Raw genomic sequence first — 16,150 nt, forward strand, 5'->3', positions numbered from 1 at the left:
CGGCGCGGCTCCTTGTCTTGACCCCCGGGCGGGATTGCGTCATCCCCCGCTTCGCTCCGGCATTCCGCCGGCGCCGCCGCCCGGCCCGGGCACGACGCTTCGCGACAAGAGGAGAAATCCATGCGCGACAAAGGTGACTACCTGTTCACCTCGGAATCGGTCTCCGAGGGCCACCCCGACAAGGTTGCCGACCGGATTTCGGACACTGTGCTCGACGCCTTCCTGGCGGCCGACCCCTATGCGCGCGTTGCCTGCGAAACGCTGGTGACGACGAACCGGATCGTGCTCGCCGGCGAAACCCGCGGCCCCTCGACCATCACGCGCGAATATCTCGCCCATCTCGCCCGTCTTGCGGTGCATGACATCGGCTACGAGCAGGACGGCTTCTCCTGGCGCGACGCGAAGATCGACGTGCTCCTGCACGAGCAGTCGGCCGATATCGCCGTCGGCGTCGATGCGGCCGGCAACAAGGACGAGGGCGCAGGCGACCAGGGCATCATGTTCGGTTATGCCTGCTCCGAGACCGACGCGCTGATGCCGGCGCCGATCTATTATGCCCATCTGATCCTCCGCCGCATGACCGAGCTGCGCAAGATCGGCGATGCCCGCGCCGCGGGCCTGCTGCCGGATGCCAAGAGCCAGGTCACACTGCGCTATGCCGATGGCAAGCCGGTGGGCACCACCTCGATCGTGGTCTCGACCCAGCACGAGGACGGGATGAGCCAGGACGAGATCAAGGCGATGCTCCGCCCGCTGGTCACCGAGCTGCTGCCCGAAGGCTGGATGTGCCCGGACGATCAGTTTTACGTGAACCCGACCGGCAAGTTCGTCATCGGCGGGCCGGACGGTGATTGCGGCCTGACCGGGCGCAAGATCATCGTCGACACGTATGGCGGCGCGGCCCCGCATGGCGGTGGCGCCTTCTCCGGCAAGGACCCGACAAAGGTCGACCGCTCGGCCGCCTATATGTGCCGCTACCTTGCCAAGAACGTGGTCGCCGCCGGCCTCGCCACCCGCTGCACCATCCAGGTCAGCTACGCGATCGGCGTATCCCACCCGCTTTCGGTCTATGTCGACATGCATGGCACCGAGCGGGACGTCGATCACGCGAAGCTGGAGGCCACGCTGCGCGAACTGGTCAACCTTACCCCGCGCGGCATCCGCGAGCATCTGCACCTCAACCGGCCGATCTATGTGCCGACCTCCGCCTACGGCCATTTCGGCCGCGAGCCGGATGACCGGCTCGGTACCTTCACCTGGGAAAAGACCGACCTCGCGCCGGCGCTGAAGGCCGCGTTTGGCCGCTGAGGAGACTGTCGAAGAGGCGGGCGGCAAGGCACTCAAGCCGCCGCCCGACCGGCTCTATGGCCGTGCCCGCGGCCACGCGCTGCGGGCACGCCAGGAAGAGCTGATCGAGACCCTGCTGCCGCGTCTGCGCTGGCCGGGGCAGGATTTCTCGAACGCGCCGAAGGAACTCTGGATCGAAGTGGGGGCCGGCGGCTTCGAACATGCCGAAGCGATTGCCGCGGCGAATCCCGATATCGGCCTTGTTGCCTGCGAGGTGTTCGTCAATTGCATCGCCTCGCTGCTCTCGCGCCTCGCCCCTGACGGCGCCGAGCCGATAATTCCGGACAATCTGCGCGTGCATGATGACGATGCCCGCGCCCTGCTGCGCAGCCTGCCGGCGGGTTCGGTTTCGCGCCTGTTCCTGATGTTTCCGGATCCCTGGCCGAAGGCGCGCCACGCCAAGCGCCGGTTCGTTCACCCGGCAATTCTCGCCGAGGTTGCCCGCGTGCTCCGTCCCGGCGGCATCTGGCGCATCGCCAGCGACGATCCAACCTATCAGCAATGGGTCGATGAAGTCTTTTCTAACGATGTTACATTTTCTTTGTTAAATAAAACGATGTCCCGGCCAGAAGGATGGCCGGCAACACGCTATGAAGCCAAGGCGGCAAGGGCAGGACGACAGTCGCACTACTGGACATTTGTTTCAAAATAGCTTTTTGTCGCGACGTTTTACGACCTTACGGCGGTTGACAGATCAGGTATGCACGATACAACCGGAATGTGACGTGCGGTCGTCACTGGGTCGTCTGCATCACAATGTTGTCAGAATGTCTCGTTAGTGAAAACGGGCCGCATGTGTCGCTGAGCCGGTGTGCCGCCTTGCGCGGCCACATTACGGAAGGGGAAATGATCCAAATGGATTTTGTGAATTCTGCATCGTTCAACCGCCGCGGCCTGCTCAAGGCTGGCGCGGCCGCCGGCGTGTCCAGTCTTGTCCTGCCGCAGGTCACCTGGGGCGCCAGCGAAAAGCCGGTCAAGATCGGCATGATCGACCCGCGCACCGGTGTCTACGCACCGGCTGGCCACAACGAAATCATCGGCGCCACCATGGCGGTCGACGAGATCAACAAGAAGGGCGGCATTCTCGGCCGGCCCGTCCAGCTCATCGTCGAGGATGACAACAGCCTCCCCGGGCCTGCCGTCAGCAAGGCGCAGAAGCTCGTCGCCGAGGACAAGGTCAACTTCCTCATGGGCACGGTGAACTCCGCCGCGTCCGAATCGCTCAGCCAGTTCGCCCTGCAGCACGAGATGCTGTTCGTCGACACCGGCGGCCACGCCGACGACGTGACCGGCAGCAAGTGCCACTGGACCACGTTCCGCACCTGCTCCACCACCTGGATGCTCACCGCGGGCGACTTCAAGACCCTGTTCAAGAAGTTTGGCAAGAAGTGGTTCTTCGTTGTCCCCGACTATGCGTTCGGTCACGCCCTCTACAAGGACTACATGGTCCAGCTGAAGAAGGCGGGCGGCGAGGCCGTGGGGCATGCGCTCGCGCCGCTCGGCACCACCGATTTCTCCTCCTACCTGATTCGTGCGCGCGCCGCGAAGCCGGACGTGCTGATCTGCCTGCAGGCGGGCGATGACCTCGTGAACCTGCTGAAGCAGGCGGTGCAGTTCGGTCTCGACAAGCAGATCGCCATCGCTGGCGCGCTGCAGGAAATCGAAGTGCTCCAGGCGCTGCCGAAGGCCGCTCTCCTCGGCTGGTGGACCTTCGAGTGGTACTGGAACCAGCCCGGCGTTCCGCATGTCGCCGATTTCGTCACGGAAGTGAAGAAGCGAAGCGGCGGCAAGGTGCCAACGGCGCGAACCTGGTTTGGCTATTCGACCGCCCACGCCATCGCGATGGCCGCGAACCAGGCGAAGTCTCTCGACTCGCTGAAAGTGGTCAAGGCTCTCGAGGGCATGGAACTGCCGCCGGAAGTCGCGCTGCAGCCGGGCAAGGTGCATTACCGCGCCGAGGACCATCAGATGATGGCGAACATGTTCCCGGGCTACGTTCCCAAGGACGCGAGCTACCCGAACCTGTTCAAGGTCGCCGATGTGGTCCCGAGCGAGTCGATCGCGCTCTCGCCCGCCGCGTCCGGCTGCAAGATAACCTACCCGAGCTAAACTCCGTCCGCATGGTGGCTTTCTCTGGCCCACGACGCGAGTCGTGGGCCAGTTCGCTGGTGCGACCATGCGACTTGTCTGAAGCCGCGCCCGCGGGCGCTAAATGTGAAGTGAAACCGTGGAATCTCTGTTATTATACAGTGCCTTCAACGGCTTGGTTGTCGGCATTTTCTACGCGCTGATGGCGCTTGGTCTGTCGTTGATTCTGGGTCTGAACGGCGTCATCAACTTCGCCCATGGCACCTTCATGGCGCTTGGCGGCTATCTTGCCTTCACGCTCGAGCCCTATATCGGCTTCTGGGGCGGTCTGGTCGTGGCGCCGATGCTGGCGGTCGTGGTCGGCCTGGCGACCGAGCGTTTCCTGATCCGCCCGCTCTACGGGCGCGATCCGCTGTTTTCGCTGCTGCTCACCTTCGGTCTGGCGATGATCATGGAAGACCTGATCCGCACGATCTGGGGATCGATCGGCCAGCCTTTCTCCCTGCCGGCCTATCTGAATTCGCCGCTCAGCTCGTCGCTGTTCTTCCTCACCGGCTTCCGCCTCGTCGTCATCGCCATCACCGTCCTGGTGACCGGCGCGCTGTTCGCGGTGTTGCGGTTCAGCCGCATCGGTATCCGGATACGCGCCGGCAATGCCGATCTGGAAACCATCTCCTCGCTCGGTGTGAACATCTTCTTCCTGCGCGCTGCGAATTTCGGGATCGGCATTTTCCTGGCCGGTGTCGCCGGCATTCTCGCCGCCGGGCAGCTCGGCCTGTCGCCCACGATCGGTGATTCGCTGATCATGCCTGCCTTCGTCGCCATCATCGTCGGCGGTGTCGGCAGCCTGATGGGCAGCGTGCTCGGTGGCCTGATCATCGGCATCGCCTCCGGTCTTACCGCGGCGTTCTTTCCGGTCGCGCAGGAAGTCGTCATTTACGTCATCATGGCGGTGGTCCTGGTCATCCGTCCCCGTGGCCTGCTCGGGCAGGAAGGTCTCTTCGAATGAGTTCTGCACTTGAAACCAGGCCGCCCTCGCGGCCTGCCTCCTCGATCGGCGGCCGCGAGATTTCCGCGGCCATCATCTGGCTCGCCCTGCTCTTCGTGCCGATCTGGCTGCCCGCCATCGGCGGCTTCACCGATCTCGCCTCCCGCGTGCTGATCTACGCTATGGCCGCGACCGGGCTGAACCTGCTGCTCGGCTACACCGGCGGCCTGTCCTTCGGCCATGCAGCCTATTTCGGCCTCGGCGCCTACGGCACCGGATTGTTCATCATCCACGTGATCCCCTCGATGCCGCTCGCCCTGATCGCCGGCACGCTGCTCGGCGGGATCGGCGGCATCCTGGTCGGGCCGATGGTGATGAAGCGCAAGGGCATCTATTTCTCGATGATCACCATCGCCTTTGGCCAGATGTTCTACTTTCTGGCGGTCCGCTGGAACACCATCACCGGCGGCGAGGACGGGCTTACCGGCTTCTCCCGCGTGCCGCTGCATCTCGGTGGCCAAGCCGTCAAGCTCGGCCCGGCGGGATTCTATTACGTGGTGCTGGCGCTGTTCGCCGTTGTCATGCTGGTGGTGTGGCAGATCCTGCGCTCGCCGATGGGGCATGCTTTTGTCGCGACGCGCGAGAACACCACGCGGCTGCGCTTCCTCGGCGTTGCGGTGGACAAGCAGATCTGGGTCGCCTTCGCGATTTCGGCCTTCATCACCGCACTGGCCGGCAGCCTGAACGCGATGCTCACGGCCTTCGCCTCGCCGGATGACCTGCAATGGCAGCTTTCCGGCTCCTTCGTCGTGATCTGCGTCCTGGGCGGCATGCGCAGCTATTGGGGTCCGTTTCTCGGCGCCGCGATCTACATCGTGGCGCAGGACTACCTGTCGAGCGTGACGCAGAACTGGATGAGCTATATCGGCCTGATCTTCGTCCTGTCGGTGCTGTTCTTCCCGCAGGGACTGCTTGGCTTCATCAAGGGGAGGGGGCGGTCGTGAGCCTTCTGAAACTCGAACATGTCGGCCGCCGGTTCGGCGCGCTCCAGGCTCTCAAGGATATCTCGCTCGCGGTCGAGCCGGGCGAACTGCGCGCCGTGATCGGGCCGAACGGCGCGGGCAAGACCACGCTGTTCAACCTGATCAGCGGCTTCTTCCCGCCCACCGAGGGGCAGATCATCTTTGACGGCCAGCCGATTACTGCGGTCAGCCCGAACGACCTGGTCCGCCGCGGCATCATCCGCACCTTCCAGATCACCCAGGTTTTCCTCTCGCTCTCGGTCTATGAGAATGTCCGCGTTGCGGTGGAGACGGCGATGGGCTTGCAGCTCCGCCCGTGGATCTCGCGGGCGACGCGCGCAAAGGTCGATGACAAGGTGGACGAACTGCTTCAGGTCACCCGCATCGCCGACAAGGCGGATCGCATCGTCGGCGAGATGTCGCATGGCGACCAGCGCGTGGTGGAAATCGGCATCGCCCTGTCGCGCCATCCGCGCCTGTTGCTGCTCGACGAGCCGACCGCCGGCATGGGGGATGAAGAAACCCACCACATGACCGACCTGATCCGCCGGCTCAACAAGGACCAGGGCATCACCATGCTGTTCGTCGAGCACGACATGGCGATCGTGTTCGGCATCGCCGACCGCATCACCGTGCTCGACAACGGCACCTTCCTTGCCGAGGGCACGGCGGCGGAAATCTCCGCCAATCCCCGCGTCCAGAGCGCCTATCTTGGAACCGCCATCGAGGAGACCGCCGCATGAGTGCCGTTCTCGAAGCCGAGGGCCTGCAGACCTATTACGGCAAGAGCCACATCCTGCACGGCGTTTCGCTGAAGGTGAACCAGGGCGAGCTGATCGCCCTGCTCGGCCGCAACGGCGCCGGCAAGACCACCACGATGCGCAGCGTCATGGGCCTCACCCCGCCGCGCGATGGCAACATCAAGCTGTTCGGCAAGGATGTGACTAAGGCGGCGTCCCATCGCATCGCCAATGCCGGCGTCGGCTATGTTCCCGAGGGTCGCAAGATTTTCGGGCACATGACGGTCCACGAGAACCTGCTCGTTCCCCCCGAGACCAAGGGGCCCTGGACCATCGAGACCATCTACAAGCTGTTCCCGCGGCTTGAGGAACGCAAGACGAGCAAGGGCGGACGACTCTCCGGCGGCGAGCAGGAAATGCTCGCCATTGCTCGCGCGCTGCTGCTGAACCCCAAGTTCCTGATCCTCGACGAGCCTTCCCAAGGGCTTGCCCCCGTCATCGTGCAGGAAGTGATGCGCACGATCGGGAGGATGAAAAACGAGGGGATGTCGATCCTGCTGGTCGAGCAGAACGCGCATCTCGCCCTGCAACTCGCAGACCGGGCCTATGTGCTTTCCGACGGCGAGGTCGCCTATGACGGCTCCGCCGCCGAACTTGGCGCCGATACCGAGCGGATGGAACACCTCGCCGGCGTCAGCCACGTAGGCTGACGCTTTCACGTTCGGCGTCAGCCATCTAGGCTGATGCTGGAGCGATTGGCGTCACGGCGCCGTTCCGTTAAGCATGGCAGGTCAGTCATGAGGCCTGCCATGTCATCCATCGCCGACTCCCCTGCCGCCACGACAGCTACCGATCGCGAGGCCGCGAAAGTCATGGCGGCGGGCATTGCCAGCATGGTCCTTACGGTCGGCCTTGCCCGTTTCCTCTACACGCCGCTCCTGCCGGTGATGCAGGAGCAGGCGCATCTCTCCATCACCGGCGGCGGCTGGCTCGCGACGGTAAATTATGCCGGCTACATGAGCGGCACCCTCCTGATCGCCGCGATCGGCGACCTGCGCACCCGCTTCCTGTTCTACCGCGCCCTGCTCGGCATCGCCGTCATCACCACGGCGGCGATGGGCCTGACCACCAACCTGGTCGCCTGGGCGGTGCTGCGCTTCTTCGCCGGGATGACGGCGGTGGGCGCGCTGCTGCTCGGCACCGGGCTGATGCTTGCCTGGCTGCGCCATCATGGCAGGCGACTCGAACTCGGCGTGCCCTTTGGCGGCCTCGGGCTTGGCATCGTCGTCTCCGGCCTGCTGCCGATGGCGATGGCCGGCCGGCTCGACTGGGCGGGCGAGTGGATTGCCTCCGGCCTGTTCGGCATCGTCTTCCTGATCCCCGCCTGGGCGTGGATGCCGATGCCGAAACCTGCCGATCCCGCCGGACCCGCCGCCCTGGCGGACACGCCGCCCGTCGCCCGTTGGATGGTGCTGTTCGTCGCCGCCTATTTCTGCGCCGGCGTCGGCTATGTCGTCAGCGCCACCTTCATCGTCGCCCTGGTGGCGCATCTGCCGGCGCTGCGCGGCATGGGGAATCTGGTCTGGGTCGTGGTCGGCCTCGGCGCGATCCCGACCGCCCCGCTGTGGGACCGCGTTGCCCGCCGCACGGGCGATATCAGGGCACTGCTCGGCGCCTTCGCCCTGCTCACGCTCAGCATCGTGATCGGCGCGATCACGCGCGGCGTCGCACTCTCGCTGTTCGGCGCGGCACTCTATGGCTGTTCGTTCAACGGCGTCACCAGCATGACGCTGACGATCATCGGGCGGCTCTATCCGCGCAATCCGTCGAAGGCGATGGCGCGGATGACGATCAGCTTCGGCGCCGCGCAGATCATCGCGCCCGCCGTCTCCGGCTATATCGCGGCACTCACCGGCAGTTACGACGGCGCGTTATGGATGGCAGCTTCGGTGATGGTCACCGGCATGGCCTGCCTGCTGCTGCTCCCGCGCCGACGCACGCAGGCGGCAGCCGAAGCCGCCGCCTGATCCGTATGGTCGTCAGCGCCCGCGCTGCACCTGCGTCACGTCGCGCACCGCGCCGTTGGCGGCACTCGTGGTCAGCGCGGCATAGGCCTGCAGCGCGGCACTAACCACGCGCTCGCGCGCCGCCGGGCGCCATGCCGCCTTGCCCTTTGCCTCCATCGCCGCGCGCCGCGCCTCGAGCGTCGCCTCGTCGAGCTTCACGTCGAGCTTGCGGTTCGGGATGTCGATGGCGATGATGTCACCCTCCTCGACCAGGCCGATCGCTCCGCCCTGCGCCGCTTCCGGCGAGATATGCCCGATCGAAAGCCCCGCCGTGCCGCCGGAGAACCGCCCGTCGGTGATCAGCGCGCAGGATTTCCCGAGGCCCTTCGATTTCAGATACGAGGTCGGATACAGCATTTCCTGCATTCCCGGCCCGCCTTTCGGCCCCTCGTAGCGGATCAGCACCACGTCGCCCGCCTTGACCTTGTCACCGAGAATGCCGGCGACCGCATCTTCCTGGCTCTCGAAGATCCGTGCCGGTCCCTCGAAGACGAGGATCGAGGCATCGACCCCCGCCGTCTTCACGATCGCGCCGTCGAGCGCGATGTTGCCATACAGAACCGCGAGCCCGCCATCCTTGCTGAACGCATGTTCGGCGTCGCGGATGACGCCCTTCTCGCGGTCAAGATCGAGGTTCTCGTAGCGCCGGCTCTGGCTGAACGCCTCGGTCGTCCGCACCCCGCCGGGGGCCGCGCTGTAGAGCGTCTTTGCCGTCTCGCCGCCGCGCATCACGTCCCAGCGGTCGATCGCCTCGCCGAGCGTCTTCTCATGCACCGTGGAGCAGTCGCGATGGATCAGACCGGCGCGGTCGAGCGCGCCGAGAATGGCCATGATGCCGCCGGCGCGGTGAACATCCTCCATGTGGACATTGCTGACCGAGGGCGAGACCTTGCAGAGATTGGGCACCCGGCGCGAGAGCCGGTCGATATCCGCCATGGTGAAGTTCAGCTCGCCCTCGCGCGCCGCAGCCAGCAGATGCAGCACCGTGTTGGTCGATCCGCCCATCGCGATGTCGAGCGACATCGCGTTCTCGAACGCCTTGAACCCGCCGATCTGCCGCGGCAGCACGCCCTCGTCGTCCTGCTCGTAATAGCGCCGCGCGAGATCGACGATCTGCCATCCCGCCTCGACGAACAGCCGCTTGCGGTCGGCATGGGTGGCGAGCAGCGAGCCGTTGCCCGGCAGGGCAAGGCCGAGCGCCTCGGTCAGGCAGTTCATCGAATTGGCGGTGAACATGCCCGAACACGAGCCGCAGGTGGGGCAGGCGGAGCGTTCCATCACCGCCGCCTGCTCGTCGGTCTTGGTCGGGTCGGCGGCGACGACCATGGCGGTGATCAGGTCGGCCGCCTTGGTCTCGCCATCGGCGATGTATTTGCCCGCCTCCATCGGCCCGCCCGAGACGAAGATGGTCGGGATGTTCAGCCGCATCGCCGCCATCAGCATGCCCGGCGTGATCTTGTCGCAGTTGGAAATGCAGACCAGCGCATCGGCGCAATGGGCATTGACCATGTATTCCACGGCATCGGCGATCAGCTCGCGCGAGGGCAGCGAATACAGCATCCCGCCATGGCCCATGGCGATCCCGTCATCGACGGCGATGGTATTGAATTCCTTCGCCACGCCGCCGGCGGCCTCGATCTCGCGGGCGACGAGCTGGCCGAGATCCTTCAGGTGCACATGGCCGGGCACGAACTGGGTGAAGGAATTGGCGATGGCGATGATCGGCTTGCCGAAATCCGCATCGCCCATGCCGGTTGCGCGCCAGAGTGCGCGGGCGCCCGCCATGTTGCGGCCGTGGGTGGAGGTGCGGGAACGGTATTGGGGCATGGTGTCTCGTTTCCAGTCTGGCGATTTTGACGGATATTATAGGGTCAGCGAAGGTGCCGCGCTACCCTGCGTCGGTCAGGGCAAATACCCGCAGCGCCGAGGCAAGCGGGCGCTCGGGGTCGCGGGCCGCGTCCACCTCACGGACCAGCGTGCCGAGCGCCACGCCCCGCCGCGCCGCCGCCGCCTCCAGCGCTGCCCAGAATTCCGGCTCCAGCGCCACGCTGGTGCGGTGTCCGGACAGCGAAAGGCTGCGCTTTTCGAGACTCATTCCCGGCGTGGCAGCACGGAGAGCAGCGCGGGCAGGAAAACGAAAGTGGCGATCAGCACCGCCACCAGGCTCAGCAGCAGCAATTCGCCAAGGCTCGCCGTGCCGCGATCACGCGAGGCGGCGAGCGATCCGAAGGCGGTGCCGGTGGTCAATGCGGAGAACAGCACCGCCCGGGCCGTGGCCGAACCCAGCAAATGTTTCATGCCGTCGCGCCAGTTCATCACGAAATACACGTTGAACGACACGCCGACCCCGAGCAGCAGCGGCAGGGCGATGATGTTCGCGTAGTTCAGCTGCAGCCCGGCGAGATGGGCGAACAGGGCGGTCAGAAAGGCCGACAGCGCCAGGGTCAGCACCACCAGCGCCGAATCCCGCGCCGAGCGCAGAAACAGCATCAGGATCAGCGCGATCGCGACGGCGGCCAGCGCCGCGGCCTCGCGGAAGGCACCGAGGATCGTATCCGCCGTCGCCACCGTGGTCGCCGCCGGCCCGGCGGCAACCGGCACCACCGTCTCCACCGCCCGCACGAAGCGCCACAGCCCCGCAGAGCGCTGCGCCGCCGCGGTCGGGATCACCTGCACCCGCACCGCGCCATCCGGCAGGAACCAGTCCCGCCGCACCGATTCCGGCAGGTTCGCCGCCGTGATCTCCTGCGGTGAGAGCGCCTGGTTCAACCGTTGCAGCGCATCCGGCAGGTAGCGGGTCAGGGCAGCGTTCATCGCCATTACCCGCTCATCGGGGGCGGATTTCAGCTGTTCCAGCGCAGCACCGATGCCGCGCAGCGGCGAATCTTGCGGCAGCTTGTCCGCCACCGCGGCGATCGCCGCCGCGGCTTTGGCCGCCGCCGCGCGCAGACGCTCGGGGCTGGCCGCCGGCGGCGCGCCGGTCGCAAGGCTCGGCGCCAGAATGCCCTGCGTCTGCTGGATCATGCCGAGCTTGGCGCTCTGGTGCTGCGGCACGAAGGTGGCCCCGGAAATCACCTGCGCCACCTCGGGCAGCTTGCCGAGCCGCGCCGAAAGCGCGCGTGCATCCGTCACGTTCTTGGCCAGAACGTTGATGTAGAAGGGATTCGTCACCGATTTGCCGAGCAGCGAGTGCAGCGTCCGCATCGCCTCGGTGTTCGGGTTCTGGGTATCGAGCGGGTTGGCGTCGAATTGCAGCGTCGCGGCGGCGAGAATCCCGGCGAGCGCGGTCGCGGCGAATACGCCGAGCACTGCGCGGCCATGGCGGCGCAGCGTGCCATCCGCCCAGTCGCCGATCGGAAAGCCGATCCGCTCCACCTCGCCGCGCGGTCGGGTGAAGGCCAGCAGCGCGGGGAGGAAGCTGATCGTGCAGAAGAAGGCGATCACCATGCCGATGCCGGCGATCAGCCCAAGCTCGGCGACACCGACGAAGCTGGTCGGCACGAAGGCGAGAAAGCCGCAGGCCGTCGCCCCGGCGGCCAGCGCGATCTGCAGCCCCGCCTCGTCCGCCGCCCCGATCAGCGCCAGCGCGGGGTCGTCCACCCGGTGGCGCACGTCGCGCAGCCGCACGCAGAACTGGATCGCGAAATCGACCGCGAGCCCGACGAACAGGATCGCGAACGCCACCGAAATCAGGTTCAGCGTGCCGATGGCGAGGGCGGCGAAGCTGATCGTCAGTGCCAGCCCGGCGAGCAGTGTGGCAAGGATCGGCACGATCATCCGCCACGACCGCACCGCCAGCACGAGCCAGAGCGTGATCAGCGCGGTGCTGATCAGCAGGCCGGCCACCATCCCCTGGGTCAGGCTCGCGAACTGCTCGTCCGAGAGGGGGATCTGCCCGGTATAGCTGATCCGCGCCGCGCCGTCCTTCACCTCCGGCAGCCCGGCGATGATCCGGCGCAGCGCCGCCGTCGCCACCCCGCCCGGCTGCAGCGCGCCATGATCGAGCACGGGATGGATCAGCACGAAGCGCACATCGCCCTGCTCGGCGGCCACCCCCGGCATCAGCAACGACTGCCAGGACAGCGGCGTCGCATGGCCCGCGGCGGCGGCATCAAGCGCCTTGCGGAATGTGTCGAGCTGGGCGCGATAGGGGGCGAGATTGGCCTGCCCCGCGCCAACCCCCACCGCCATCAGATCGATCGCCCTGAACAGCCCGGCGGCGGAGGGATCGGCGGAGAGCTGGCCGAGAAAAGGCTGTGCGATCACGATCGCGTTCAGCAATTTCGCGAGCTGGGTCTCGGGCAGCAGCAGCAGCCCGTCGCGGTCGTAGAAGCTGCCGGTGCCGGGGCGCGTGGCATCGTGGAAATCGACCTTGTCTGCCGCCACCTTCGCCGCCAGCGCCCTGGCCGCCGCATCTGCCGTTTCCGGCACATCGGCCCGCACCACCGCGACAATGAGGTTCTGGAACTGCGGAAACGCCTTGTCGAATTTCATCTGCTCCTGCCGCCAGGGCAGGCTGGCGGCGAAGAGGTGATCGGTATTGGTGTCGATGCCGAGATGCGTCGCGGTATAGGCGAGCCCGAGCACGATGGCGGCGAGATAGGCCGCGATCACCGCGCGCGCGTGGCGTCGGCTCAGCGCAACCGCGGTCATGATCAGTCTTCGCATCGAACGGTTCCGCTCAAGGATCGCATGAAGGGGGCCGGCGCATCAGCCGCGGATGAGCGCGTCCGGCACGCCAAGCCCCGACGCGCGCAGTGCCACCGCCGCGCCGGGGTGAAACGGTACCGGCGAGCTATGGTCGATCCAGCCGGGGCCAAGCCGCGCGGGACCGCTGCCGGGCAGATCGCGCAGCAGATCCGTCCGGTGCTGCATCGCCGTCGTTGTCAGCACGCCGGCGATGCTCCGCGGCAGGCTCGCGGCGCCGATGGCGATGGCCTCGGAGCCGATTGTCGCCACTGCGGCGGAGAGGTGAGGCAGCGTATGGCGCCCGATCACCGCCGCGCCGATGCCGGGCAGCGCCCTGGCCGCCGCCACGATCTCGTCATGCGCGAAGCCGATCAGGTTGAAACCGCCGCGAGCGGCCGCCTCGCGCACCGAAGGCAACGGGGTGATGCCGAAGAAGGCGCACGCGTCGAGCTGTCCGCGATGCAGCAGGTCGATCTGCTCGCCATAGAGCCCCTCGATCGCGAGCCGTGGCCTGATCCCGGCAGCGGCAAGCGCCTCCGGGGCCAGCACCGCGCCGGCGCCCCCCGCAGGGCCGACGCCGATCACTTTTCCGGCAAGATCCCGCAGCCGGCGGATGCGGCTGCGGGCCGGGGCAAAAATCTGCAGGCTGGCACCGCAAATCGGGAACAGGGCCCGAAATCCCTGGAGCTTCACGCCGCTGGTCCACGTCCCCCGGCCGGCCCAGGCCTGGTTGGCGACGGCGAGCACCACGAGGCCGAGCTGCGCCGCGTTCTGTTCCACCAGCAGCACGTTCGCAGCACTGCCGCCGGAGGCGCGATAGGACACCGAAATCCGCGCCGATTTCTGCGCCGCCTGCCCCCAGGCCTGGCCATATACCGAAAATCCGCCGCCCGGCTGCCCGGTGCCCATCGTCAGGGCGAGCGGAATGGCCGAAAGCTCGGCGGCCCGTGCGGCCAGCGGCGCTCCCATCATCGCTCCAAGAACCGCGCGCCGTCCCCGCGCCATGTCGCATCTCCTTGCCATTCGCCGCATCGTTGCGCCCGATCCGGGCAAATTCGGGGCAAAGCATGCCCTCATGGCCCGGTTAAAGCCCGAAGCGGCCTGGGGGGCAAACTCAGGTCAGGTTGCGGATCCGCTCCAGCCCGGCCAGCAGGGCCGCGCGGATGCCTGGCTCCAGCGCCGAATGCCCTGCATCCGGCACCACCGTCAGCCGCGCGGCAGGCCAGGCGGCGGCGAGGTCGAAGGCGGAGTTGGGCGGGCAGATCATGTCGTAGCGCCCCTGCACGATCTCCGCCGGCACGCCGGCCAGCCGCCCCATTCCGGCGAGCAGCCCGTCCGGCGGCAGGAACAGGTTGTTGAGGAAATAATATGCCTCGATCCGCGCGAGCCCGAGCGAGGTGCGGTCCTGCGCGAAGGCGCTGACCGTCTCGTAGCTCGGCAGCAGCGTCGAGCATGACCCCTCATAGACCGACCACGCCTGCGCCGCCGGGAGGTGGATCGCCGGATTGGGATCGCAGAGCCGGCGGAAATAACTCCCCAGCAGGTCACCGCGCTCCGCCTCGGGCAGGAAGTTCACCAGCGCCGCGTGGGCGTCAGGGAAGAAGCGGGCGATGCCTTCGAGGAACCAGTCCACCTCGCTCGGCCGGCCGAGGAAGATTCCGCGCAGCACCATGCCCATCACACGCTCGGGATGCGCCTGGGCATAGGCCAGCGCGAGGGTCGAGCCCCAGGAGCCGCCGAACAGCAGGACCTGCCTTATGCCGAGATGCTCGCGCAGCGCCTCGATATCCTCGATCAGCGCCGGCGTCGTGTTCCGCTCCAGGCTGCCGAGCGGCGTCGAACGCCCGGCGCCGCGCTGGTCGAAGATCACCACGCGCCAGAATGCAGGGTCGAAGAAGCGCCGATGCACCGCGCCTGCGCCGGCGCCCGGCCCGCCATGCAGGAACAGCACCGGCCGCCCGCGGGGATTGCCCACCTGCTCCCAATAGATCACATGCCCGTCGCTGACCGGCAGATACCCCGTCTGATACGGGCCAACCTCGGGAAACAGATCACCGCGCGGCATCTGCTGCCCCTTCGAGACAGGCCTCGATCACCCGCGCCACCTGCGCGTCGTCGAGATCGGGATGCAGCGGCAGCGCCATGATCCGGGTTGCCACATCCTCGGACACCGGCAATGCCGCCCCGTCATGCGCGGCGCGATAGGCCGGCTGGTGATGCAGCGGCTTCGGGTAATATACGGCGCTCGGAACACCGCGGGCGCGCAGCCGCGCCTGCATCGCCTCGCGCGCCGCGCCATCGCGCAGCAGCACCGCATAGATCGCCCATGCGCTCGAACTCTGCGGCACGCGGACGGGGGTGGCAAACACCGATGCCAGCGCCGCGTCATAGCGCCGGGCGATCGTCTCGCGCCGCACCAGTTCGGCCTCGAACACGTCGAGCTTGGCGAGCAGCACCGCCGCCTGCAGCGTGTCCAGCCGCCCGTTCATGCCGATCCGCTGCACATCGTAGCGCGTCGTCCCCTCGCCATGGGTGCGCAGCGAGCGATACAGCGCCGCGCGCTCATCGCTCTCGGTGAACAGCGCTCCGCCATCGCCATAGGCGCCGAGCGGCTTCGAGGGGAAGAAGCTGGTCGCCGTCGCATCCGCAGTGCGGCCGAGGCGCTCGCCGCCGAGGGCGGCGCCGAAGGCCTGGGCACAGTCATCCAGCGTGAACAGCCCGTGCCGGTCGGCAATGTCGCGCAGCGCCGGCCAGGGCGCGGGCTGCCCGAACAGATCGACGCCAACCACCGCCCGCGGCCGCAGCAATCCGGCCGCGCGCACCGCGCCGATGCGCGCCTCCAGATGCGTGGGGTCGATCTGGAAGGTCGCCGGATCGATATCGACAAAGACCGGCGTCGCACCGAGCAGCAGCGGCACCTCGGCGGTCGCGGTATAGGTGAAGGCCGGCAGGAACACGGCATCGCCCGGCCCGATCCCCTCCGCCATCATCGCGATCTGCAGCGCGTCGGTGCCCGAGCTCACGCTGACGCAATGCGCCGCGCCGCAGAAGGCGGCGAGCCGCTGCTCCAGCTCGGTGACTTCGGGGCCAAGGATGAACTGGCCATGCGCCAGCACGGCGTCGATCCGCGTCCGCAGGCCGGCGCCGAGCCGCGCCTGCTGCGCCTTGAGATCGAGAAACGGAATCGGGGGAAGATCGGTGTCCATCGGC

Annotated in this window: 14 protein-coding genes; 8 read left to right on the forward strand and 6 right to left on the reverse strand. The window is 67.1% G+C overall.

Annotated elements, in window-relative coordinates:
- The first annotated feature begins 120 nt into the window (after positions 1–120).
- From metK to HUW10_RS03155, 8 genes are all read left to right on the forward strand, one after another.
- On the forward strand, positions 121–1,308 hold the full coding sequence (gene metK, locus HUW10_RS03120; RefSeq protein WP_174502165.1) for a methionine adenosyltransferase: 1,188 nt from the start codon (positions 121–123) through the stop codon (positions 1,306–1,308).
- Positions 1,298–1,999, forward strand: a complete 702-nt coding sequence (locus HUW10_RS03125; RefSeq protein WP_174502166.1) for a tRNA (guanosine(46)-N(7))-methyltransferase TrmB — start codon at positions 1,298–1,300, stop codon at positions 1,997–1,999. The genes metK and HUW10_RS03125 overlap by 11 nt, the downstream gene beginning before the upstream one ends.
- A gap of 194 nt (positions 2,000–2,193) precedes the next feature.
- Positions 2,194–3,456: an ABC transporter substrate-binding protein gene (locus HUW10_RS03130; RefSeq protein ID WP_236656182.1), complete on the forward strand. Its 1,263-nt coding sequence runs from the start codon at positions 2,194–2,196 to the stop codon at positions 3,454–3,456.
- Positions 3,457–3,610: 154 nt separating this feature from the next.
- Positions 3,611–4,444, forward strand: a complete 834-nt coding sequence (locus HUW10_RS03135) for a branched-chain amino acid ABC transporter permease (RefSeq protein ID WP_236656184.1) — start codon at positions 3,611–3,613, stop codon at positions 4,442–4,444.
- Positions 4,441–5,427: a branched-chain amino acid ABC transporter permease gene (locus tag HUW10_RS03140; protein ID WP_174502168.1), complete on the forward strand. Its 987-nt coding sequence runs from the start codon at positions 4,441–4,443 to the stop codon at positions 5,425–5,427. The genes HUW10_RS03135 and HUW10_RS03140 overlap by 4 nt, the downstream gene beginning before the upstream one ends.
- Positions 5,424–6,188, forward strand: a complete 765-nt coding sequence (locus tag HUW10_RS03145; protein WP_174502169.1) for an ABC transporter ATP-binding protein — start codon at positions 5,424–5,426, stop codon at positions 6,186–6,188. The genes HUW10_RS03140 and HUW10_RS03145 overlap by 4 nt, the downstream gene beginning before the upstream one ends.
- Positions 6,185–6,895 carry an ABC transporter ATP-binding protein gene (locus HUW10_RS03150; RefSeq protein WP_174502170.1) on the forward strand — a complete coding sequence of 237 codons (711 nt, stop codon included), beginning with the start codon at positions 6,185–6,187 and terminating at the stop codon, positions 6,893–6,895. The genes HUW10_RS03145 and HUW10_RS03150 overlap by 4 nt, the downstream gene beginning before the upstream one ends.
- Positions 6,896–6,994: 99 nt before the next feature.
- Entirely contained in the window at positions 6,995–8,212 is a 1,218-nt protein-coding gene (locus tag HUW10_RS03155) for a YbfB/YjiJ family MFS transporter (RefSeq protein ID WP_174502171.1), read from the forward strand.
- Positions 8,213–8,224: 12 nt separating this feature from the next.
- On the opposite strand, the gene ilvD is transcribed toward HUW10_RS03155, so the two are convergent.
- From ilvD to HUW10_RS03185, 6 genes are all read right to left on the reverse strand, one after another.
- Positions 8,225–10,078 (reverse strand): dihydroxy-acid dehydratase, encoded by a 1,854-nt coding sequence (gene ilvD, locus HUW10_RS03160; protein WP_174502172.1) that lies wholly within the window; start codon positions 10,076–10,078, stop codon positions 8,225–8,227.
- 61 nt (positions 10,079–10,139) lie between these two features.
- Entirely contained in the window at positions 10,140–10,346 is a 207-nt protein-coding gene (locus tag HUW10_RS03165; RefSeq protein ID WP_174502173.1) for a ribbon-helix-helix domain-containing protein, read from the reverse strand.
- Positions 10,343–12,919, reverse strand: coding sequence for an MMPL family transporter (locus tag HUW10_RS03170; protein WP_174502174.1), 2,577 nt, complete (start codon positions 12,917–12,919; stop codon positions 10,343–10,345). The genes HUW10_RS03165 and HUW10_RS03170 overlap by 4 nt, the downstream gene beginning before the upstream one ends.
- Positions 12,920–12,961: 42 nt before the next feature.
- Complete coding sequence (locus HUW10_RS03175; RefSeq protein ID WP_174502175.1) at positions 12,962–13,945, reverse strand: TAXI family TRAP transporter solute-binding subunit; 984 nt, start codon at positions 13,943–13,945, stop codon at positions 12,962–12,964.
- A 109-nt stretch (positions 13,946–14,054) separates the two neighbouring features.
- Positions 14,055–15,005, reverse strand: coding sequence for a prolyl aminopeptidase (pip, locus tag HUW10_RS03180; RefSeq protein ID WP_174502176.1), 951 nt, complete (start codon positions 15,003–15,005; stop codon positions 14,055–14,057).
- Positions 14,992–16,146 carry a DegT/DnrJ/EryC1/StrS aminotransferase family protein gene (locus HUW10_RS03185; RefSeq protein ID WP_174502177.1) on the reverse strand — a complete coding sequence of 385 codons (1,155 nt, stop codon included), beginning with the start codon at positions 16,144–16,146 and terminating at the stop codon, positions 14,992–14,994. The genes pip and HUW10_RS03185 overlap by 14 nt, the downstream gene beginning before the upstream one ends.
- Positions 16,147–16,150: the final 4 nt, after the last annotated feature.

Source organism: Acidiphilium sp. C61, assembly GCF_905116885.1.
Taxonomy (GTDB): Bacteria; Pseudomonadota; Alphaproteobacteria; order Acetobacterales; family Acetobacteraceae; genus Acidiphilium.

Excerpts from the sequence above, each read along its gene's own strand:
- metK (WP_174502165.1), top strand. The coding sequence starts at position 121 with ATGCGCGACAAAGGTGACTACCTGTTCACCTCGGAATCGGTCTCCGAG.
- ilvD (WP_174502172.1), bottom strand. The coding sequence starts at position 10,078 with ATGCCCCAATACCGTTCCCGCACCTCCACCCACGGCCGCAACATGGCG.
- HUW10_RS03155 (WP_174502171.1), top strand. The coding sequence starts at position 6,995 with ATGTCATCCATCGCCGACTCCCCTGCCGCCACGACAGCTACCGATCGC.
- HUW10_RS03170 (WP_174502174.1), bottom strand. The coding sequence starts at position 12,919 with ATGCGAAGACTGATCATGACCGCGGTTGCGCTGAGCCGACGCCACGCG.
- HUW10_RS03175 (WP_174502175.1), bottom strand. The coding sequence starts at position 13,945 with ATGGCGCGGGGACGGCGCGCGGTTCTTGGAGCGATGATGGGAGCGCCG.
- HUW10_RS03185 (WP_174502177.1), bottom strand. The coding sequence starts at position 16,146 with ATGGACACCGATCTTCCCCCGATTCCGTTTCTCGATCTCAAGGCGCAG.
- HUW10_RS03165 (WP_174502173.1), bottom strand. The coding sequence starts at position 10,346 with ATGAGTCTCGAAAAGCGCAGCCTTTCGCTGTCCGGACACCGCACCAGC.
- HUW10_RS03130 (WP_236656182.1), top strand. The coding sequence starts at position 2,194 with ATGATCCAAATGGATTTTGTGAATTCTGCATCGTTCAACCGCCGCGGC.
- HUW10_RS03140 (WP_174502168.1), top strand. The coding sequence starts at position 4,441 with ATGAGTTCTGCACTTGAAACCAGGCCGCCCTCGCGGCCTGCCTCCTCG.
- HUW10_RS03150 (WP_174502170.1), top strand. The coding sequence starts at position 6,185 with ATGAGTGCCGTTCTCGAAGCCGAGGGCCTGCAGACCTATTACGGCAAG.
- pip (WP_174502176.1), bottom strand. The coding sequence starts at position 15,005 with ATGCCGCGCGGTGATCTGTTTCCCGAGGTTGGCCCGTATCAGACGGGG.